The 20,176-nt window shown below is 69.6% G+C and carries 17 protein-coding genes and 1 pseudogene; 4 read left to right on the top strand and 14 right to left on the bottom strand.

Annotation, left to right across the window (positions count from 1 at the left end; genetic code table 11):
* Window positions 1-46: 46 nt before the first annotated feature.
* Entirely contained in the window at window positions 47-961 is a 915-nt protein-coding gene (gcvA, locus tag JJL56_RS20010; RefSeq protein WP_200486068.1) for a transcriptional regulator GcvA, read from the bottom strand.
* A gap of 109 nt (window positions 962-1,070) precedes the next feature.
* Between gcvA and JJL56_RS20005 the strand changes: the two genes are divergently transcribed.
* A complete protein-coding gene (locus tag JJL56_RS20005) occupies window positions 1,071-2,729 on the top strand; it encodes a thiamine pyrophosphate-binding protein (protein ID WP_200486067.1) in 1,659 nt (552 codons plus the stop codon).
* A gap of 114 nt (window positions 2,730-2,843) precedes the next feature.
* Entirely contained in the window at window positions 2,844-4,346 is a 1,503-nt protein-coding gene (amaB, locus tag JJL56_RS20000) for an L-piperidine-6-carboxylate dehydrogenase (RefSeq protein ID WP_200486066.1), read from the top strand.
* Window positions 4,347-4,428: 82 nt separating this feature from the next.
* On the opposite strand, the gene JJL56_RS19995 is transcribed toward amaB, so the two are convergent.
* The 10 genes from JJL56_RS19995 to JJL56_RS19955 all read right to left on the bottom strand — a co-directional run bounded on the left by JJL56_RS19995 (window position 4,429) and on the right by JJL56_RS19955 (window position 15,566).
* Window positions 4,429-4,626, bottom strand: a complete 198-nt coding sequence (locus JJL56_RS19995) for a hypothetical protein (protein WP_145626275.1) — start codon at window positions 4,624-4,626, stop codon at window positions 4,429-4,431.
* Between the two features lie 158 nt (window positions 4,627-4,784).
* Window positions 4,785-5,690 carry a DMT family transporter gene (locus JJL56_RS19990; RefSeq protein WP_145626274.1) on the bottom strand — a complete coding sequence of 302 codons (906 nt, stop codon included), beginning with the start codon at window positions 5,688-5,690 and terminating at the stop codon, window positions 4,785-4,787.
* A gap of 180 nt (window positions 5,691-5,870) precedes the next feature.
* Window positions 5,871-6,377, bottom strand: coding sequence for a copper chaperone PCu(A)C (locus JJL56_RS19985; protein ID WP_186452947.1), 507 nt, complete (start codon window positions 6,375-6,377; stop codon window positions 5,871-5,873).
* Window positions 6,378-6,416: 39 nt separating this feature from the next.
* Complete coding sequence (locus JJL56_RS19980; protein ID WP_345772611.1) at window positions 6,417-6,848, bottom strand: DUF2946 family protein; 432 nt, start codon at window positions 6,846-6,848, stop codon at window positions 6,417-6,419.
* Window positions 6,849-7,019: 171 nt separating this feature from the next.
* A complete protein-coding gene (locus JJL56_RS19975) occupies window positions 7,020-8,687 on the bottom strand; it encodes an ATP-binding protein (RefSeq protein ID WP_200486064.1) in 1,668 nt (555 codons plus the stop codon).
* A 9-nt stretch (window positions 8,688-8,696) separates the two neighbouring features.
* Window positions 8,697-10,190 (bottom strand): ATPase domain-containing protein, encoded by a 1,494-nt coding sequence (locus JJL56_RS19970; protein ID WP_200486063.1) that lies wholly within the window; start codon window positions 10,188-10,190, stop codon window positions 8,697-8,699.
* A 277-nt stretch (window positions 10,191-10,467) separates the two neighbouring features.
* Window positions 10,468-11,046: a hypothetical protein gene (locus tag JJL56_RS19965; RefSeq protein ID WP_200486062.1), complete on the bottom strand. Its 579-nt coding sequence runs from the start codon at window positions 11,044-11,046 to the stop codon at window positions 10,468-10,470.
* 115 nt (window positions 11,047-11,161) lie between these two features.
* The gene (locus tag JJL56_RS19960) at window positions 11,162-13,804 is read right to left on the bottom strand and encodes a PAS domain S-box protein (RefSeq protein WP_200486061.1); all 2,643 of its coding nucleotides are present in this window, start codon (window positions 13,802-13,804) and stop codon (window positions 11,162-11,164) included.
* Window positions 13,805-13,906: 102 nt separating this feature from the next.
* Window positions 13,907-14,839, bottom strand: a complete 933-nt coding sequence (locus tag JJL56_RS33945) for a hypothetical protein (protein WP_247889471.1) — start codon at window positions 14,837-14,839, stop codon at window positions 13,907-13,909.
* Entirely contained in the window at window positions 14,721-15,566 is an 846-nt protein-coding gene (locus tag JJL56_RS19955; protein ID WP_200486060.1) for a hypothetical protein, read from the bottom strand. The genes JJL56_RS33945 and JJL56_RS19955 overlap by 119 nt, the downstream gene beginning before the upstream one ends.
* A gap of 1,036 nt (window positions 15,567-16,602) precedes the next feature.
* Between JJL56_RS19955 and JJL56_RS19950 the strand changes: the two genes are divergently transcribed.
* The gene (locus JJL56_RS19950) at window positions 16,603-17,565 is read left to right on the top strand and encodes a replication initiator protein A (RefSeq protein WP_145626265.1); all 963 of its coding nucleotides are present in this window, start codon (window positions 16,603-16,605) and stop codon (window positions 17,563-17,565) included.
* Window positions 17,566-17,580: 15 nt separating this feature from the next.
* On the opposite strand, the gene JJL56_RS19945 is transcribed toward JJL56_RS19950, so the two are convergent.
* Window positions 17,581-18,462 (bottom strand): LysR family transcriptional regulator, encoded by an 882-nt coding sequence (locus JJL56_RS19945; protein ID WP_200486059.1) that lies wholly within the window; start codon window positions 18,460-18,462, stop codon window positions 17,581-17,583.
* A gap of 114 nt (window positions 18,463-18,576) precedes the next feature.
* Between JJL56_RS19945 and JJL56_RS19940 the strand changes: the two genes are divergently transcribed.
* Window positions 18,577-19,626 carry a YeiH family protein gene (locus tag JJL56_RS19940; protein WP_145626263.1) on the top strand — a complete coding sequence of 350 codons (1,050 nt, stop codon included), beginning with the start codon at window positions 18,577-18,579 and terminating at the stop codon, window positions 19,624-19,626.
* Here the strand turns inward: JJL56_RS19940 and JJL56_RS19935 are convergent.
* Together JJL56_RS19935 and JJL56_RS19930 are read right to left on the bottom strand one after the other, a co-directional pair.
* The gene (locus JJL56_RS19935; protein ID WP_200528545.1) at window positions 19,619-19,849 is read right to left on the bottom strand and encodes an Ada metal-binding domain-containing protein; all 231 of its coding nucleotides are present in this window, start codon (window positions 19,847-19,849) and stop codon (window positions 19,619-19,621) included. The two genes, JJL56_RS19940 and JJL56_RS19935, sit on opposite strands and share 8 nt — an antisense overlap.
* 144 nt (window positions 19,850-19,993) lie before the next feature.
* Window positions 19,994-20,176 (bottom strand): annotated as a pseudogene (locus JJL56_RS19930) (hypothetical protein); the annotation flags it as partial.

The raw sequence follows: 20,176 nt of genomic DNA, 5'->3' as shown, positions 1-20,176 counted from the left end.
GAACGTTCCCACCGGGTGGCCAAGCCGCCGATCCTGACATGTGCCTTCAGCAGCCGCGACCGGCGGAAGCCGACGCGCACGCCCCCAGCAACCACTCCCGGAACGCCACCAGCGGCGGGTGATGCGCCCGTGAGGAGGGGTGGACGAGGTGATAGGCGCGGTCCGGGTTCCGGTAGGGGCGGTCCAGCGCCGGGACCAGCGCCCCGTCCCGCATCTCCGCCTGAACCAGCAGGGTCGGCAGCAGCGCCACCCCCAGCCCGGTGATCGCCGCCTGGGCGGTGGTGGAGAACTGCTCGAAGAACATGCCGGCGCCCTCGTGCCGCTCGATGCCCTGGGCGGCGAACCAGTCCCTCCAGGCCTCCGGACGGCTGGTGGTGTGCAGCAGGGGCAGCGCCACGAGGTCCGCCGCCGCGCGGATCGGGTAGGCGGCCAGGAAGGACGGGGCGCAGAGCGGCAGAACCTCCTCCTCCATCAGCCGTTCGCACACCGCCCCCGGCCAGTCGGCGGCGCCGAAATGGATGGCGGCGTCCAGATCCTCCGACCGGAAGTCGAAGGGCTCCATCTTCGTCATGAAATGGATGATGATTTGCGGGTGCGCCGCCTGGAAGGCGGGCAGGCGCGGCACCAGCCAGCGCGTGCCGAAGGTCGGCAGAACGGCCAGCTTCAGCACGCCCCCCTGCGGCGCGGTCATGACCCTGAGCGTCGCCGCCCCCACCCGGTGCAGCGCCTCCCGCACCTCCGCCGCGTAGGATTCGCCGGCAGGGGTCAGGGTCACGCGCTGGTCGCGGCGCACGAACAGCGGGACGCCGAGCTGGTCCTCCAGCGCCTTGATCTGGCGGCTGACGGCGCCCTGGGTCAGCGCCAGCTCCTGCGCCGCGGCGGTGAAGCTGCCGGTGCGCGCCGCCGCCTCGAAGGCGGAGAGCGCGCTCATGGAGGGGAGAAGGCGGCGTTGCAGACCCATGGGTCATGACTATAGCTCATGACCCGGGGAAAGAAAGTCGGTTGCGCGGGGCGGGGCCTGCCGCCAGATTGAGGAGGATTTGAACGCCCAGCCGAGGAACGAGCGCGCCATGAAGACCGGAGGCCAGTTGATCGTCGAGGCGCTGGAGGCGCAGGGCGTCGAGCGCGTGTTCTGCGTGCCGGGCGAAAGCTACCTCGCCGTGCTGGACGCGCTGCACGATTCCTCGATCCGCACGATCAACGCCCGCCACGAGAGCGGCGCCGCCATGATGGCGGAGGCCGAGGGCAAGCTGACCGGCCGGCCGGGCATCTGTTTCGTCACCCGCGGCCCCGGCGCCACCAACGCCGCGCCGGGCGTCCATGTGGCGCAGCAGGACTCCACCCCGATGATCCTGTTCATCGGCCAGATCGAGCGCGGCATGCGCGGGCGCGACGCCTTCCAGGAGGTCGACTACACCCTCATGTTCGGCGGCATGGCCAAGTGGGTGGCGGAGATCGACAGTGCCGACCGCGTGCCGGAGATGGTCAGCCGCGCCTTCCACACCGCGCTCGCCGGCCGTCCCGGCCCGGTCGTCCTGGTGCTGCCGGAGGACATGCTGGTGGAGACGGCGGACGTCGCCATCGCCCGCCCCGCCCAGCCGGTGGACAGCGCCCCCACCCCCACCCAGGTCGCCGAGGTCGGGCGTCTGCTCGCCGGGGCGAAGCGCCCGCTGGTGATCGCCGGGGGGTCCCGCTGGACCGAGGACGCGGTGGCCTCGCTGCGCGTTTTCGCCGAGACCTTCGCGCTGCCGGTGGCCGTCACCTTCCGCCGCCAGATGCTGTTCGACCACACGCACCCGAACTACGCGGGCGACATCGGGCTGGGCATCAACCCGAAGCTGGTCGCCCTGGTGAAGGACGCCGACGTGATCCTGCTGCTCGGCGGCCGCTTCTCCGAGGTGCCGTCGCAGAGCTACGGGCTGCTCGGCATCCCGGAGACCGGTAAGACGCTGATCCACGTCCATCCGGGACCGGAGGAGCTGGGCCGCGTCTACAACCCCGACCTCGCCATCAACGCCACGCCGGGGGGCTTCCTCGACGCCGTGGCCGGGCTGGAGGCGCCCACCGCCCCCGCCTGGGCCGGTCGGGCCGAGACCGCGCACGCCGCCTACACCGCCTGGAGCGAGCCGCCGGCCACCATCCCCGGCGACGTCCAGATGGGCGCCGTCATGTCCTGGCTGCGCGACACCCTGCCCGACGACGCCATCCTGACCAACGGCGCCGGCAACTACGCCACCTGGGTCCACCGCTTCTGGCGCTTCCGCCGCTTCGCCACGCAGGCCGCACCGGTCTGCGGCTCGATGGGCTACGGCTTGCCCGCCGCCGTCGCGGCCAAGCTGCTCCACCCGGAGCGGGACGTGGTCTGCTTCGCCGGCGACGGCTGCTTCCAGATGACCGGGCTGGAGTTCGGCACCGCCGTGCAGGAGGGTGCCAACCTCATCGTGCTGGTCATCGACAACGGCATGTACGGAACCATCCGCATGCACCAGGAGCGCGAGTATCCGGGCCGCGTGTCCGCCACCGCCCTGACCAACCCGGACTTCGCCGCCCTCGCCAGCGCCTATGGCGGCCATGGCGAGACGGTGGTGCGCACGGAGGAGTTCGCCCCGGCCTTCGAGCGCGCCCGCGCCGCCGGCCGGCCGGCCATCCTGCACGTCAGGCTCGACCCCGAGGCCCTGACGCCGAACCGCAGCCTGTCCGACATCCGCGCCGCCGGGCGCCAGCGCTAACCAAAAGTCCCCTCTCCCCTCTGGGGAGAGGGTTAGGGTGAGGGGGTTGCGCTTTTGCCGGACCTCCCGCCATGCGCCACCCCTCCACCGGTTGCCTTACCGAGGACCTTTTCCATGCAGCACCGCGACCTTCTCTCCCGCCTCGGCCTTGAGCTTCCCGCCGACGGGGCCGGCCTGTCCGTCCGCTCGCCCATCGACGGCGCTGCGCTGGGCGTGGCGCCGGTCACCCCGGCGTCGGAGATTCCGGAGGTGGCCGCCCGCGCCCAGCGCGCCTTCGAGGCGTGGCGCTCTGTCCCGGCGCCGCGCCGCGGCGAGCTGGTCCGCCTTCTGGGCGAGGAGCTGCGCGACGCCAAGGAGGATCTCGGCCGTCTCGTCACGCTGGAGATGGGCAAGATCGTCCAGGAGGGCCTGGGCGAGGTCCAGGAGATGATCGACATCTGCGACTTCGCGGTCGGCCTGTCCCGCCAGCTCTACGGCCTGACCATCGCGTCGGAGCGTCCGGGCCACGCGATGCGCGAGACCTGGCACCCGATGGGTCCCTGCGCGGTGATTTCCGCCTTCAACTTCCCGGTCGCGGTCTGGGCCTGGAACGCCGCCCTGGCGCTGGTCTGCGGCGACCCGGTGATCTGGAAGCCGTCGGAGAAGACCCCGCTGACCGCGCTCGCCTGCCAGCGCATCTTCGAGCGCGCGGTGGCCCGCTTCGGCGACGCCCCGGCGGACCTGCTGCAGGTCGTCAACGGCGGACGCGACGTCGGCGAGGCCCTGGTCGCCAGCCCGCTGGTCCCCATCGTGTCGGCCACCGGCTCGACCCGCATGGGCCGCGAGGTCGCGCTGAAGGTGGCGGAGCGCTTCGCCCGTCCGATCCTGGAGCTGGGCGGCAACAACGCCATGATCGTGGCGCCGTCGGCCGACCTCGACATGGCGGTGCGTGCCATCGTCTTCTCCGCGGTGGGCACCTGCGGCCAGCGTTGCACCACGCTGCGCCGCCTGATCGTCCACAAGGACGTGCGCGACACGCTTCTGCCGCGCCTGAAGGCCGCCTACGCCTCGGTTCCCATCGGCAACCCGCTGGAGTCCGGCGTGCTGGTCGGCCCGCTGAACGACAAGGGCGCCTATGATGGCATGCAGCGCGCGCTGGAGCAGGCCAAGGCCGACGGCGGCGTGGTGACCGGCGGCGGCCGCGCGCTCGCCGACCGGTATCCGGACGCCTGGTACGTGCAGCCGGCCATCGTCGAGATGCCGGGCCAGACCGACATCGTCCGCCACGAGACCTTCGCCCCGATCCTCTACGTCCTGACCTACGAGACGCTGGAGGAGGCCATCGCGCTTCAGAACGCGGTGCCGCAGGGCCTGTCCTCCTGCATCTTCACCACCGACATCCGCGAGGCGGAGAGCTTCCTGTCGGCGTCCGGCAGCGACTGCGGCATCGCCAACGTCAACATCGGCCCGTCGGGTGCTGAAATCGGCGGCGCCTTCGGCGGCGAGAAGGAGACGGGCGGCGGGCGCGAGTCCGGGTCCGACGCCTGGAAGGCCTACATGCGCCGCCAGACGGCGACGGTGAACTACTCCCGCTCCCTGCCGCTGGCCCAGGGCATCAAGTTCGAGATCGCCGGCTGATCCTCAACCGGTTTGCAGGGAATCGGCTGACAAGAAGAAGAAGGCCGCCCGTTCACCGGGCGGCCTTTTCTCGTTGGAAAGGTCAGAAGGCTTCGCGCGGAAGCCGCCTTGCGGGTCGATCGGGGGAGGTGTTGCGGCGCAGGTGCTCGGCAATGGGGGTGAGCTGTGCCAGAACCTGCTCGTGGGTCAGGCGGTCCCGGCGCAACACGGCCTGGACCACGGGATCGTTCAACAGTTCGGCAACGCGGCAGCGCCACGTCTGCTTGGGCAGTCCGTTCATTGCTGTTCTCGTTGCTTGTGGGTTGAAAAAACGCCGGCCCTCACCGGCAGGCGTACGGTACGCGGAGCATGTTACAGTTCGACGCGTACGGCCCGTGATATTTCGGGTACCTGAACGTCCTGTGTACGTGCCTCCGGCATAGGGAAAACGGGGGCCATTCAGGCCCCCTTGGCCGCTGCCTCGCGCGCCCGCACCTGCTCGCGGTGGAAGATGTAGATGCCGCTGGCGACGATCACCAGACCGCCCGCGAGGGTCGAGGCGCTGGGCGACTCCCCGAAGACCAGAAGGCCGTAGAGCACCGCCCAGATCAGCGTCGTGTAGCCGAAGGGCGCCACCGTCGCCGCGTCCGCCACCGTGTAGGCGCGGATCAGACAGTAATGGCTGCACGCCCCCAGCACGCCGAGCATGATCATCAGCGCCGCCCCCGTCAGGTCCGGCGTCACCCAGCCGAGGGGCAGCAGCAGCCCGCAAAGCACCGTCCCGGCCATGCTGGTGTAGAAGAAGGTCGTCAGGGTGGAATCGCCGCCGCGCAGCAAACGGGTGACGATCTGGTACAGCGCGTTGCACAGCGCGGCGGCCAGCGGCAGCAGGATCGCCCATTGGAAGACGATGCTGGCCGGGCCGATGATGATCATCGCCCCGATGAAGCAGCCCAGCACGCCCATACCGCGCCGCCAGCCGACCTTCTCCTTGAGCAGCGGAACGGAGAGAACGGTGACCAGGACCGGCGCCACGTTGGCGATGGCCGCCACGTCCACGAAGGGCAGCGTCTTGTAGGACACCGCCACCAGCAGCGTCAGCACCGCCAGCAGGGCGGAGCGGAGGATCTGAATCCCCGGACGCTTGGCGATCAGGTGGCTGGGGGAGCGCACCGCCACCACGACGAAGGCGATGGCCAGATGCACCGCGAAGCGCGCCCAGGCGACCTCCGCGAAGGGGTAGGTCTGCACCAGGACGCGCAAGGTCGCGTCCTGCGTCACGAACAGAAGCGTGGTCAGCAGCATCCAGGCGATGCCGGCCCGCCCGGAGGAATTGGCGGACAGAGCCTTTTCGGTGGCGGTCATCGGGCGGCGCTCATGGGCGGGGCGGTTCTTCCTGTGGCGCGCCGGCCCTTATCCCGAACCGGCGCGCCACACCCTGCGCCCATGGGGCCGGACGGTCAAATGCGATGCTGGTATATCAGTATGGACCTCGGGCTGCGGCCGCGCCGGTTCTGTGCAAGAGGCCGGCGCGGCGCGTGTCCGTCAATGCTTGTGCTGCGTGCCGCCGGCCTGCGGCCCGCCGGCACCGCCATGCGACGGGGCGGCGGACCCGGCGCTCTGCACGTCCACCTGGACGGTCACCGGCCCGGCCTTCTCGAAGGTCAGGGTCAGCGGGAACGCCTTACCCGGAGCGAGCGGCTGCTTGAGGCCGAACAGCATGACGTGCAGGCCGCCGGGCTGCAGCGCGGTCGGCGAGCCGGGCGCCACCTCGATGGCGTCGACCTGGCGCATCTTCATGACGCCGTTGTCCATCAGGTGGGTGTGCAGTTCCGCCTTGTCGGCGACGGGCGTGCTGGCCGACAGCAGGCGGTCGCTGTCCGGGCCGTGGGTGCTCAGCACCATGTAGGCCGAGCCGTTCGGGGCCGAGGGCGCCGTGGCGCGTGCCCAGGGATGTTCGATGTCGACCGGCCCGGCCTTGAAACCATGGGCCAGGGCGGTGCCGGCGGTCAGGGCGATCAGCGCGGCGAGCGCCAGGGTGTGCTTTTTCATGATGACGATGTCCTGCAAAGAGAATGATGAATCGAAGGGTCAGTTGGTCGGGGCAGGACACGTCATCGGCGGGGCACGGGCGTTCGGGCGCAGGCCGCGCGGACGGCGGCGCTTGCGGTTCGGGGGAGGACGCCGGCGCAGCGCAGCGGTCAGGCGCGGCGGCGGAACGGCGACGTCCGCCGGGGTCAGCATCGCCGGCGGCGCGCAGCCGATCTGGCAGTCCAGGCAATGTTCCAGATCGTGCTTCGGCTGATCGGGCGCGGCGGGCATCCGGTCCGATGCGCCATCCGGGCCGCACATCGACGCGGCCCAGAAGGACTGGGCCAGCCCGGCGGACAGCATGGCGACCGCCTGCCCCGGCACCTGGGCCAGCATCAGCAGAAGGACGGCGGCCAGCGCCGCGGCCAGCCCGGATCGCCAGCGGGTCGCAAGCGCCACAAGCGCGGCGCCTTCCTCGCGATGCCCGCTCACCCTTCCCCTCTCCCCGCAACGGAGAGGGGAGGCCGATGGCCGTGCTGACATTGCCCCGTTCAAACCGGCTCCCATTCCACCCACAGGACGGATGAGCGGTTGTAGGCGATGTGCGTGGAGCTTGTCGAGTTGCCGCCGTTCACCCTCCCTGCTTTGCCCGCCGGCGCACCGTCAGGCCGAATCCCCGTCCAGCAGGCCGCGAACCGTGATCTGCAGGGTGTCCACGCCGACCGGCTTGCTGAGCATCCGCATGCCCGCTCCCAGGCTGTCCGCTTCGAGAGCGGCGTAATGCGCGTAGCCGGTCACGAACAGCACCTTCAGCCCGGGGCGAAGGCCCCGCGCAAGGGTCGCCAGATCCCGCCCGGTCATTCCGGGAAGCCCGACGTCGGTGACCAGAAGGTCGATCGCCGCGTCCGACTCCAGGATCGCGGTCGCCGCCTCGGGTTCGGCGGCTTGCAGGACGTGGTATCCCTGCCCTTCCAGCGCCTCGACCCACAGCATCAGGACGAGGGCCTCGTCCTCGACCACCAGGATGGTTTCATCGTTGCGGGACGGGTCCTGCGGCACCGCCTCCGCAGCGGGGACTGCGGTATCGGCGCCGTCCTCACCGTCGTGCTGCGGCAGGTACAGGCTGACGGTGGTGCCGCGGCCGGGCTGCGACCGAATGGCCGCGTGCCCGCCCGATTGACGGGCGAAGCCATAGAGCTGGCTCAGCCCGAGGCCGGTGCCCTGGCCGATCGGCTTTGTCGTGAAGAAGGGTTCGAACGCCCGCTCCAGGACGGCCGGCGGCATGCCAATTCCGGTATCGGTGATGCGAAGCAGGACGTACCGGCCGGGAAGGATGTCCCCCTGCGCGTCGGAAATGGTCTCGTCCAGAACGGCGTTGCTCGTCTCGATGCGCAGGCGCCCGCCGTCCGGCATGGCGTCGCGGGCGTTGATGGCGAGGTTGAGCAGGGCGCTTTCGACCTGATTGGCGTCCGCCCAGGTGCGCCAGAGCCCGTCGGCCGACACCGTCTCCACCTGGATCGACTCGCCGACGGATTGCTGGATCAGGCCGCTCATCGCCGCGACCAGGGTGTTCATATCCAGGCTGCGGGGCGTCAGCGGCTGGCGACGGGCGAAGGCGAGAAGGTGCCGGGTGAGCGCCGCGGCGCGGTCGCCCGCGGTGATGGCCATGGCGGCGTGCCGCAGCAGCGCCTCGTCGTCGGACAGCGCGCCCCGCAGCATGTGCAGGTTGCCGAGCATGACCTGAAGCAGGTTGTTGAAGTCATGGGCAATCCCGCCGGTGAGTTGGCCAACCGCCTCCATCTTCTGGGCCTGCTGCAAAGCCTCCTCGGCCTTCTGGCGCTCCTGCATTTCGGCCTGAAGGGACCGGGTCCGCTCCGCCACCCGGCTTTCCAATGCGTCGTTGGCCCGCTCGATGTCGGCCAGAAGCGTTCGCGTGCGGTATTGGCGCAGGCGGGTCCGCGCCGCTGACTGCGCCGCGCTCTGCAGGGCCTCAGCGTGCAGGGGCGGGTCCAGCAGCGTGACGTTGCCGAGCCGCTGGAACTGGACCCAACGCGCCTTGCTGGCCGACCGGTTGCCCCGCGAGGTGAGCACCAGAACGGGCAGATCCGACCAGGGCGGCTGGGCCTCCAGTCCGGCGATCAGAGGCTCCATCCCCGCCCCCGGCAACGCGCCTTCCGAGAGGATCAGCGCCGTGACGTCCCTCGTCAGGCCGTCGCACAGGGTCGGCAGATCGGCGCAGAGCTGCACGGTCAGGCCGACCTCGCCCAGCACGAGGCGGATGATCTCCGCGTCCCGGCCATGCGGGGCGAGCACGAGGATCGGGGCGTCCATGCGCTGCCGTCAGCCCGTCCCGCTCCGCCCGCGCAACAACGGGTCCACCGCCCCGTCATAGCTCGGCACACCGGTGAGCACACCCTGGAACTCCAGAAGCTGCGGTCCGACCTGCATGCCGTCGGGGAACAGCCGGAACTCGCGGATCGCCAGTTCGTGAACGCCGGTGCGTTTCTTGACCACCGAGATCGCCTTGCGCACCTCTCCCGCCGCCTCGAAGAAGCGCAGGAGAACCACGGTGTCGCTCATGAAGGACAGGTCCACCGGATTCTGGATGTCGCCGACGATCCCCTGCTGGGCCAGGATGAGGATGGTCACGACGCCCTGGTTGTTCAGATAGGTCAGCAACTCGTGCATCTGCAGGATGAGCGCCTTTTCCTCCGGCATCGTGCTGAGGTACGAATTCAGGCTGTCGATGACCACGACGCGCGCCTTCTGGTCCTCCACCTGGCGGCGGACCTGCCAGACGAACTGGCCCGGCGACAGGCGCGACGGGTTTGCGCGCTGCCAGCCCAGTTCGTCCTGGCGCACCGCCTCCTCGATGTCGATGCCGAGCGCGGTGCTGCGCAACGCCAGGGTTTCGAAGGATTCGTCGAAGGAGAAATAAGCGGCGTGCTCGCCACGGCGCACCGCCGCCATGACATATTGCAGGGCGAGGGAGGATTTGCCGACGCCCGAGGGGCCGACGAGCATCGTCGTCGTGCCGCGCGTCAGCCCGCCGCCCATCAGCTCGTCCAGCTCGCTCAGGCTGCTCGACACGGCGGTCGGCTCGAACTCCGTCTTGTGCTCGTCCGCGATCAGGCTCGGAAAGATCAGCACATTGCCGGGCGTGATGGCGAAATCGTGCCAGCCGCTCTGGTATTCCGAGCCGCGCATCTTGGCGATCCGCAGGCGCCGCCGCGCCGCGCCGTAGGAGCGCTCGATCTGCTCCAGGCTGACCACGCCGTGCATCAGGCTGTGCAGTTCCATGGAGCCGGTCTGGCTGGTCAGGTCGTCCAGCGCCAGCGTGGTGCAGTGGCGCCCCTGCAGGAACTGCTTGAGCGCCAGGATCTGCCGCCGGTAGCGAAGCTGGTCCTGGGCGAGCAGGCGCAGTTCGGACAGGGAATCGATCACCACGAGGTCCGGCTTGTCGGCCTCGATCCGCTTGGTGATCAGGCGCATGGTTTCGCCCAGCTCCACCTCGGACGGATAAAGGATGCTCTGCTGGCGGTCGAGCTGCGCTTCCAGCGGCACGAGTTCGAAGATCCCGATGTCGTCCAGCGACCAGCCATGGCTGGCGGCCGAGGCGCGAAGCTCCGTTTCGGTTTCCGACAAGGTCACGTAAAGACCGCGCCTGCCGTCCCGCAGACCCTTCAACAGGAACTGAAGAGCCATGGTCGTCTTGCCGGTTCCCGGCGCGCCTTCCAGAAGATGAAGCCGCGCGCGGGGCAGGCCACCCCGTAGAATCAGGTCGAATTCTGGAATTCCGGTCAGGATCTTGTCCGTCTTGGTCGGCTCCGACACCCAGGTCTCCTCTTGGTCTGGCCCGCTGGCAACACCTTGCGCCACACGTCGCCGTGATGGCGAACGGCCCGAACGCCCGAACGGACGGACAAAGCCGCAGCCTGGAGAACACCCGCCCGTCGCGGGAGCGGCTCCGCCACCATCAACCCAATGCCGGTGTTCCTGTTCCTTTTTGCCTTCGGGATGCCGACCGCCGGGGACGCTTGCGCTCCACCGCGGGGTACCGCGATGTTGGACGGTCGCCGTCCGAACGATGCATGGAAGGAATTTGCCGCCCTTACCGGCCCGCCCCCAAAACGCGGCGGCGCTTGGGGTCCGGACCCAGCGAGCGGATGAAGGGCGGCAGTCCGCCGGCGGAACGCGTGTTGAAGGCCGCCTTCGGCGTGTCCTCCTCCACCCTCTCCTCCGCAACCGTCTCCGCGAGGGTGCCCGGCTTGCGGAACCCGCGGACGATCCACAGGGCGAACGCACCGGACAGCAGAATCAGCAGCGGCGGCACGGCGGCGCGCAGGCCCCAGGGCCACAGAACCTCCGCCCGGCGCGCCCAGCGCTCCGCCCAGAAACGGTCGGCGATCTGCCGCACGCGCTCCTCGCCGAGGTCCGGCGGGGCGGCCAGGGTGGTGCCGTCGGGGAAGTCCGTCCGCGCCACGACGCCCCGCTTCACCCCGTCCTCCACCACCGCCTCGTCGGCGGCGTAGTGCTGCGGCAGGAAGGCGTCCTTCGCGTCCGAATAGGCGTACAGACCGGCGAAAGGGTGGCGCCCTTGCAGATCGGCAACGGCGAAGGCGGCGACCACCGCCACCCACAGCAGGGCGGCGGCCAGCCAGCCCCGCCACAGGCCCTTGCTCCAGTTCATGTCCCGTCTCCGTCTTCCCCAAGGAGGCGGAGACGCTAAAGACCCGGCCCGCGGTCAGCCAGGGTCAAAAACCGGGCCTCGATGAACCAAGCCTTCGCATTCGGGCCTTTCGGGATCAGGCCGCGGGCTTCAGCAGTTCGCGCAGGATGTGCGGGGTGATCGGCTTGTGGACGAGGCGGAAGCCGGCGCCGCGGATTTCGGTGATGCGCTCGGGCGCGGTGTCGCCGGTCAGCACCACGGCGGGAATGCGCACGCCGCAGACGCCGTGGATGTCGCGGATCGCCTCCACCCCCGTCCGCCCCTCGCGCAGGCGGTAATCGGCGATGATGAGGTCCGGCAGCCGGCCCAGCCCGTGCAGCAGGTCCACCGCCTCCTCCGCCGACACGGCGGCCACCACCTCGTAGCCCCACTGCTCCAGCAGGGTGCGCAGGCTGAGCAGCACGATGGCCTCGTCGTCGATGACCACCACCAGCCCCTGCCCGTCGTCGTTGGCCCGTTCCGGTCCGGCCCGGCGCAGGATGGCGCGGGCGCGCACCGAGGGAAGCTCCACCGAGAAGACGCTGCCCCGTCCGGGCCAGGAGCGCAGGGCGACCGTGTGGCCGAGCAGTCCGGCCAGCCGCTTCACGATGGCGAGACCGAGACCCAACCCCTTGGCGCGGTCGCGCTCCTGGTTGGCGATCTGGAAGAACTCCTCGAAGACGGCCTGCTGCAACTCCTCCGGCACGCCGATGCCGCTGTCGGCCACCTCGATGCGCAGCGCGCCGTTGCGGCGCCGGCAGCCGACCACGACGCCGCCCCGTTCGGTGTAGCGCAGCGCGTTCTCGATCAGGTTGCGCAGGATGCGCTCCAGCAGCATCGGGTCGGTGCGCGCCCACAGCGAGGTCGGCACGACCCGCAGCCGCAACCCCTGCCCGTCCGCCCGCGGCCCGTATTCCGCGGCCAGACGGTCGAGCAGCGGACCGACCGCGCATTCGGTGACGCTGGGCTCCACCGCCCCGGCGTCGAGCCGCGACACGTCCAGCAGACCGTCCAGCAGGAGCTTCAGCGCGTCCAGCGAATGGCCCATGCTGGTCACCAGCTCGTGGCTGGGATGGCCATGCAGCTTGTCGCCCAGCACCTGCGCGAAGAAATAGAGCGACTGCACGGGCTGGCGCAGATCGTGGCTGGCCGCTGCCAGGAATTGGGTCTTCGCCCGCTCCGCCTTCTCGGCGCGGGTCTTTTCCCGCCGGGCCTCGTCCGCGGCGCTCAGGGCGCGCTCCATCGCCTGCTCCGCCGCGTCCTTGGCGGCGAGCAACGCCTCCTCCGCCGTCTTGCGGGCGGTGATGTCGCGCACGATGCCGGTGAAGCGCACCTCGCCGTCGGCCTTCCATTCGGCGACCGACAGTTCCAGCGGAAACACCGAGCCGTCCTTGCGCTGGCCCGTCACCTCGCGCCCGATGCCGATGATCCGGCGCTCCCCCGTGCGGTGATAGCGCTTCAGATAGCCGTCGTGCGCGCTGCGGTCGGGATCGGGCATCAGCATGCTGACGTTGCGGCCCATCACCTCCTCCGCGGCGTAGCCGAAGATGCGCTCGGCGGCGCGGTTGAAGCCGTGCAGGGTGCCGACCCGGTCGATGACCACGATGGCGTCAACCGCCGTGTCCACGATGGCGCGGTAGCGCGCCTCCGCATGGGCGGCGGATTCGCTGGCGCCGACCAGCGCGGCGCTGGCCTCGGCCAGGACGCGGTGCAGGTCGTCGATCTCGCGCACCGGCACGCCGCCGTCGTAGCGGATCGGCCGCCCCTCCATCAGGCTGCCGCCATGGGCGGCCAGTTCGCGGACGGGGTGGGCGAGCCGCCGCGCGAAGACCGCCGCCGACGCCAGCGAGACGCCCAGCAGGACCAAGCCCAGCCCCAGCGCCAGAACCACCGTGCGGTTCAGCGGGTTGAGCACGGCTTCCGTGGGCGTCGCCGCCACCAGGGTCCAGTCGGCGCGCTGCGTGCGGTGGAAGGCGCCGATGATCTCCACCCCGTCCAGCGTGGCCCCGCGGTAGTTGCCGGTGTCCGCCGTGCCGCGCGCCGCCAGGAACCAATCCGGCACCGCCCGCCCCAGATACTCCGCATGATCGCGCGAACGCGCGGCGATCCGGTTCCGGCCGTCGATGATTGCGGCGATCAGGCCGGACCGGGTTTCGAAACCCTCCAGCAGGGTGCTCCAGGTCTGCGGATCGACCACCGCCGACAGGACGTAGCGCAGGTTGCCGTCGCGCTGCACCGGCACCATCACGGCGATCGACGGGCGCTCTGCCGCCGTCGCGGTCACCAGATCGGACACCGCCGGCTGACCGGTCGCGGTCAGCCGCTGCAGCGCGTCGCGCTGGGGCACGTCCGGCAATGGGACGCCGAGCCTGACCGCCGTGTTGACGATCTGCCGCCCCGAGGGTTCGATCAGCGCGATGTTGGTCCAGGACGGATGCTGGGTCAGCGCCAGCGTCGCCCGTTCATAGAAACCGGCGGGATCGTCGCCGGCCAGAGCGTCCGTGCGGGACAAGGCCCGCAGCGCTTCGATGGTCGCCTCCAACTCCCGGTCGACGATCAGGGCCAGCGCCTCCGCCGTGTCGGACATGTTGTTCTCGACGGCCTCACGCTGTTGCTGCACCAGCCAGCCGATGAGCATGCCGCCGAGCAGGAGCATCGGCACCAGCGTCACGAGCACAAGCCTCAGCAGGTACCCGTGCAGAGTCATCGGTTGCTGACGGGGCACCGTCTTCAGCGGCATGGACGGACATTCCGAAAGGTTCGGGTCACAAACAGATTATCGCATCTTGCTCCGCCCTTTCGTGGTTCGCCACCGGAATCTGAAACGATCGGATGAGCCTGATTATATCGGCATTACCCTGTCGGAATAATGAATGGTCTGCCAAGCTTCCGCTCCACCTGCTCGGCCCGATCCACAGTCATGGGACCGCTTGGGTTCTCGAATTGAACTTTTCATGCGCGGTCGCTTACTGAAAAATGCGGAGTCCTGTCCTTCACATACCCTAGTATGAGGAGCGCCGGCCGACCGATCCCTTTTAAAGCTCTTGGGAATGGCCCGTGTCGTCTGAGACGACGGTTGCGCGCGAGCCAGGTCCACTTGCGGATCGTCCGGCGTGACGGAGATCGTGGTGGAAACCGGAGCCGGACACGTCGGGACCGCTGGCGTCGCCGGGGCGACGGGAGGAGCGGCCAGGGCGGCGGCCTGCTGACGGCGAGCGGTTTCCGCCTCCTTCTCCTTCTGGCGACGGCGATGGGCGATCTCGCGGGCGCGGATCTGCTGTTCCTGGCGCAGGGCCATGGCCAGCCGGCGCAGCGACGCCGTTCCGCCGGTCGCCGATGCCGGCCCGACAGCGGCGCGGAAGTCGCCGACCGTGGGGAAGCGCCGGTAGCCGGAGCGGAAGGACGACCAGACGCCGCGGAAACCGGCGATCCAGTCCTCGGCGGGCCAGCCGGCCATTTCGAGAATGTCGGCCTCCAGCATGTCGGCGTCCGGAAGCTCCAGGCCGAAGCGGGCCGCTAGCTTCTCGATGCCGGTCAGCACATTCTCGACGCCGATCGTCGGGCAGACGGTCTCAAGGGCGGCCTCCACCCGCTCGGCCAGCGCGCCGATCTCCTCTGGCGCGCAGTCGGCGATCTCGAAGCGCAGGTCGGCGCGCTCAAGCCGGGCGAGCGAGGCGATCGCGCAGGGCAGAGAGGACGCCGGCGTTGCGGGCAGCCACGCCGTGTCCGGCGTCTGCGGGGCGGCGCTGACGGGAAGGCTCGGAAGGTTGGCGATCAGGGCTGTGACGGTCATTCTGGTCGCTCCGGTTGGAGGGGCGGCGGGAAACGGTTTCAAAGGGGACGACGGTGCCTTCGGGCTTTTCATCGGCTGGCGCCGTTGCGGGGGCGACCAGCTCGCGGGCCACCCATTTGCGCCAGGCGCCGGACGGGTCGGCCGGGCTGTAGCCGTTGCGGATGTTGGCCTTGCGGCACCAGGACACGAACTTGCGGGTCACCGTGGCCGGATCGACCTCCGGGCGGGTGTCCGCGGCCCAGGCCAGATCGGCGGCGTCCGGCTGCCAGTCTTCGGCGAGAGCGTCCCGGTTCCTGATGCCCGAAGGCCCAACCGATCCCCCCGCCCGGAAGGAGGAGGAGTTTTGAGATTCAGGATTCAGGGGATTCCCTGTCCTTAGGAGTCCGTCAGCCGGCTGACCGGTGGAGTCGGCCGACCGACCGGAAGAGTCGGTGTCCTGCACACCCGCCAGGGCGTAGACCATCCCGCGGAAACCGCGTTCGCGGCGGGCTTCCACCAGGGAGAGGTCCGGCGCCTGCAGCTTCGTCAGCACGGCGGACAGCCAGGGACGGCTCCTGCCGAGTTCGGCGGCCAGCTCGTCCTGGACCAGGCCGGCGCAGACACCGGCGGAATCCGCACGCGCGTAGAGGCCGGAGAGCACCGCGATTTCCGCGGCTCCCACGCCGGGCACAGCGATCCATCGCCGGTACAAGGTCGTGTACGGAGTCATTGTCTTCCCATGATCCAGCGCTTCGATCCCGGCGGAAGACAAAGCGGGAGCGTCAGTGGAATCCGCGATTCCACTTGGTTTTCCGGACCTACCCTGGCATCATGAAGTCGCCAAACCGCTGATGCGGGGTCCGGTTCTCCCGGTCTTCCATCGGTTTTCGACACTTCGGTGTGCACGAGGGCACAGGTCGCCAAACCTGTGCCCTTTGTGTTTCCGGAGGTCGTGTCCTCCGTTACGTCATCGTCGCCTCCTTATCGTCGCCTTCTTCGGCGTGTCGCGGCTGTTCGGAGCCGCAGGCCAAATCCATGGCCCGAAAATCATGATCCAAAAGCTACCGGTTCGGGCTTCGGTGAGCCCGTTACGCAAGATGTTGTCGTGGCCCCAACAGGCTGTCCACGATTCAAATGCGTGCGTCGGAATCGCTCCGGTTGCGCCGATGCGGGGGCGTGGAGTCAGTGGAATCAAGGCTTTGAGCCCCTCGGGGCGGTGGCTGGGACCGGCTGGGTGTCGCCGTTCTGCCGAGAAACCGGGTGGAAAACGTCGCCGTTCTGCCGAAAGATTCCAGCGCACGGGGTGGCGCGCCGGGACGTCGGAGTCCGCCGGATGTCGCCGTTCTGCCGAATAATCTGGGCTGTGGCCCCTCGGTGACTCCGGGAATCGGCCGAGAATCGGACTCCGACTCGCGCAACCGAGTGTCGCCGTTCTGCCAATGTGCTCCTTCCGCAGCGGCCTCCGGACCCCCAAGAGTCCGGAAAGAGTCAGGGAATCCAAGCCTTTCAGCGCCATTTTCCGGCTTGTCGGGAGTCCGGACCGTCAGAACGCGGACGCTTTCGGCAGGGCAGCGCCCCGGCGGGGCACAGCGTCCGGGGAAACTGGCAGAACGGCGACATTCGTCCGCACGGTCACAGCGTCGTTTCCGGCCGGTGAGGAATCTTTCGGCAGAATGGCGACGTTTGCGCCTGCGCTGTGGAACATGCCGGGCGTATCGGGAATCAATACCGTAACCGCCAGCGGCGGGGCCGGGGAGATTTGGTGCATGGACGACCACAAGACCGACCAGGAAAACGCCGAACTGCTGGACCGCCCGGTCCAGCTGGCGCTGCGGCTGGATTCGCCGTTGCGCGGCGACGTGAACAACGACCGGGCCCTGATGGCCTATTCGCTGTTCGGCCTGTCCAAGGACAAGGTGGAAAGCCTTCCCACCTACGACGACGGCAAGGTGAAGATCGAGGTGCGCGCCCCGCGCGACGTCGGCGTCGCGACGATCTGGGACAAGTCGGTGCTGATCTACGCCGTCTCGCTGCTGCGCGAGAAGATGGCGGAGGGCAAGATGGGGCCGGAGGTGGGGAAGCTGCACTTCACCACCAGCGACCTTCAGCGCATCGTCGGGAAGACCGCCGGGGGCAGCGCCTACGACAAGATCGAAGGGGCGCTGGAGCGGCTCCAGGGCACCCAGATCAAGACCAACCTGGAGGCCGGGGGCGAGGGCGAAAGCGGCGCCTTCTCCTGGATCTCGGACTACAAGCTGCTGTACCGCCGCGGCAAGAAGGACGGCGAGCGGCAGGTGCGCGGCCTCACCCTGGTCCTGTCGAACTGGGTGGTGCGCGCGGCGCTCGGCAACAACCTGCTGACCTATTCGGAAGACTATTTCGCGCTGAAGCCCATCGAGAAGCGGCTCTACGAGATCGCCCGTGCCCATCTGGGCCATGGCAACGCCTTCTGGATGGCGCTGGAGCCGCTGCGCAAGCGGGTCGGCTCCGACAACGACCTGCGCAAGTTCAAGAACGCGCTCGGCCCCGTGCTCCAGGCCGACCGCATCCCCGGCTACGGCGTGCGCATCGTCGAAACCGCGGAGTACAAGGAGCTGATGACGGCGCGCGGCGCCACCATCGCCCGCGTGCTGAACGCCGATCTGCCGGTCATCTTCTGGCGCAAGGACGCCGGCGAGCCGGAAAGCTGGATCGACATTCCCAGGGTCGAGTTCGACGAGGTGGTCTGACCCCCCTCCCCTTCCCTACTCATCAAGCAGCCGATCGCGGAGGGTGCGGGCGGCGTGGCTCAACCCGCGCTCGCGGTGGCGCAGCAGGCGGAAGGGACGCTCGGGCAGCGGAAAGGGAACGCGGTGCAGGTGGCCGCCCGCCAGCGCGCCGCGGGCCACCAGATCCGACAGGGCGGTGGCCCCCGCCCCGGCCATGACCGCCGACAGCACCGCTTCGTTCGACGGCAGTTCCAGCGCCACCGACAACTCCTCCGGCGCCCTGCCCTGCCCGCGCAACGCCTCCTCGAATTCGGAGCGGGTGCCCGACCCTGCCTCCCGCAGAACCCAGGGGGAGCGGTGCAGTTCCTCCGCCAGAAGATCGCCCCGCCCACGCCAGGGGTGATGGTTGCCCACCAGCAGCAGCAGGCGGTCGCCTGGCAGCCGGTCCTGGTCGAGCAGCGGGTCCGTCACCTCCCCTTCGACCAACCCCAGATCGGCGGCGCCGTCCAACACCGCCTTGGCGACCTGGGCGGTGTTGGCGGCCTTCACCGCGACGTCGACGTCCGGATAGCGCTGGTGGAACGCCACGAGCCGTTCGGGCAGCCAATAGCCGGTGATGGTCTGGCTGGCGTGGATGGCGATGCGCCCGCGCTTCAGCGCCGACAGATCGGCCAGCATGCGCTCCGCCGCCTCGGCGCGGGCGAGCACCGCGACGGCTTCGCCCAGGAACAGGCGCCCGGCCTCCGTCAGCTCGATGCGGCGGCCCACCCGGTCGAACAGGCGGACGGCGTGCCGCGCCTCCAGGCTGGAGACGGCGGCGCTGACCGCGGACTGCGTCAGGTTCAGGGCGGCGGCGGCCCGCGTCACATGCTGCTGCGTGGCCACCGCCACGAAGATGCGGAGCTGCTCGAGAGTCATCCGGCCCCTTGTCCCTTCAAACGTTCGATTTCATCGAACGATTCATCCACTATATTCCGTTGGAGCGAACGGTCCAGAGGGCGCAGCTTCCCGGCATCGGAAATCGAGGACGCCATGCCGAACCACGCTCTTTCATCGCCTCACCCCACCCTGGGCGCCCTGCTGCCGGGGATTCTGCTCTGCTCCGGCGTGAGCGGCGCGGCGCTGGCCCTGCAAAGCCTGGAGGTGCAGGTCTTCGGGCAGGTCTGGCTGGAGGCGTTGGTCCTGGCGATCCTGATCGGGGTGGCCCTGCGCAGCGTCTGGGCGCCGGGGCGGCGCTGGAAGGCGGGGACGGATTTCAGCGCCAAGACCCTGCTGGAGGTCGCGGTGATGCTGCTGGGCGCCTCCATCGATCCGGAGACGATTTTGGCGGCCGGGCCGGGGCTGGTGGCGGGGATCGCCGGGGTGGTCGGTCTGGCCCTGGCGGTCAGCTACGGCATCGGGCGCCTGCTGGGGCTGCCGCCGCGCATGGCGGTGCTGGTCGCCTGCGGCAACTCGATCTGCGGCAACTCGGCCATCGCGGCGACGGCGCCGGTGATCGGGGCGCACGGCGACGACGTGGCCGCGGCCATCGCCTTCACGGCGGTGCTGGGTGTTCTGGTGGTGTTGGGTCTGCCGTTGCTGGTGCCGCTGCTCGGCCTCACCCCCATGCAGTATGGCGTGTTCGCCGGGCTGACCGTCTACGCGGTGCCGCAGATCCTGGCGGCGACGGCGCCGGTCGGCGCGCTGAGTGTCCAGGTCGGTACGCTGGTGAAGCTGCTGCGCGTGCTGATGCTGGGGCCGGTGGTGGTGGGGCTGGCCCTGATGGCGAAGCCGGAAGGGGCTGCTCGGGAAGGGGGCGCCAAGATTCGTCCCCCGCTGCGCCGGCTGGTGCCGTGGTTCATCCTCGGCTTCCTGGCGCTGGCCGGGCTGCGGGCGGCGGGGCTGATCCCGGAGGCCGCCCTGGCGGCCAGCCAGACCGCGGCGGGCGTCCTGACGGTGCTGTCGATGGCCGCCTTGGGGCTGGGGGTGGATGTGCGGATGCTGTCACGGGCGGGCTTGCGCGTCACCGCGGCGGTGGTGCTGTCGCTGGCCGCACTGGGCGCCATCGGGCTGGGTCTGATCCGCCTGCTGGGAATCATGTGAGCGTGGAGGACGGAGCGTCGGGGTGGCAGCGCTTGCAGGGGCGGAAGCCCGCCGCCTGGGCTGTCGCGGCGTCCGGGTGGAAGGAGACGTTCTCCCGCTTGGCCCGTCGCGACGGACAGGACGGCCGGCAATAGACGCCGGTGGTGCGCACCGCGTAGACGAAGCGCCCGTCACCATCCCGCTCCCGGCGCGTCACCGCACTCCACATCGCGTCCTCGTCCATGGCGTCCTCCCGATCCTGAAGCCGGGATCGTCGCGGATGCCGCGATGGAGTTCCACCCATTTCCTGCGCCACGCAAAAAGACGGCCGGCAGAGGTTCTGCCGGCCGCGAGGTTCGGGGAGGGAGGGACGCGAAGCGGGGGAGCCTTACTTCTGGATGCCGGTGACCTGCTGCTGGGCCTTGTTGCCGATGCCGGCGGCGAGGTTGGAGACGGTGCCGAGGTTCTGGTTGAACAGGGCGCCCGGCGCGCCGAACTGCATGGCCTTGACCTGCTGCTGGGCGGTGTTGCCGATGCCGACCGCGCTGTTGCTGACGGTGCCGGCGTTGCT

The sequence above is a fragment of the Azospirillum aestuarii genome, from assembly GCF_016632405.1.
Lineage (GTDB): Bacteria > Pseudomonadota > Alphaproteobacteria > Azospirillales > Azospirillaceae > Azospirillum > Azospirillum aestuarii.
This window is presented reverse-complemented; position numbering and strand designations above follow the sequence as displayed.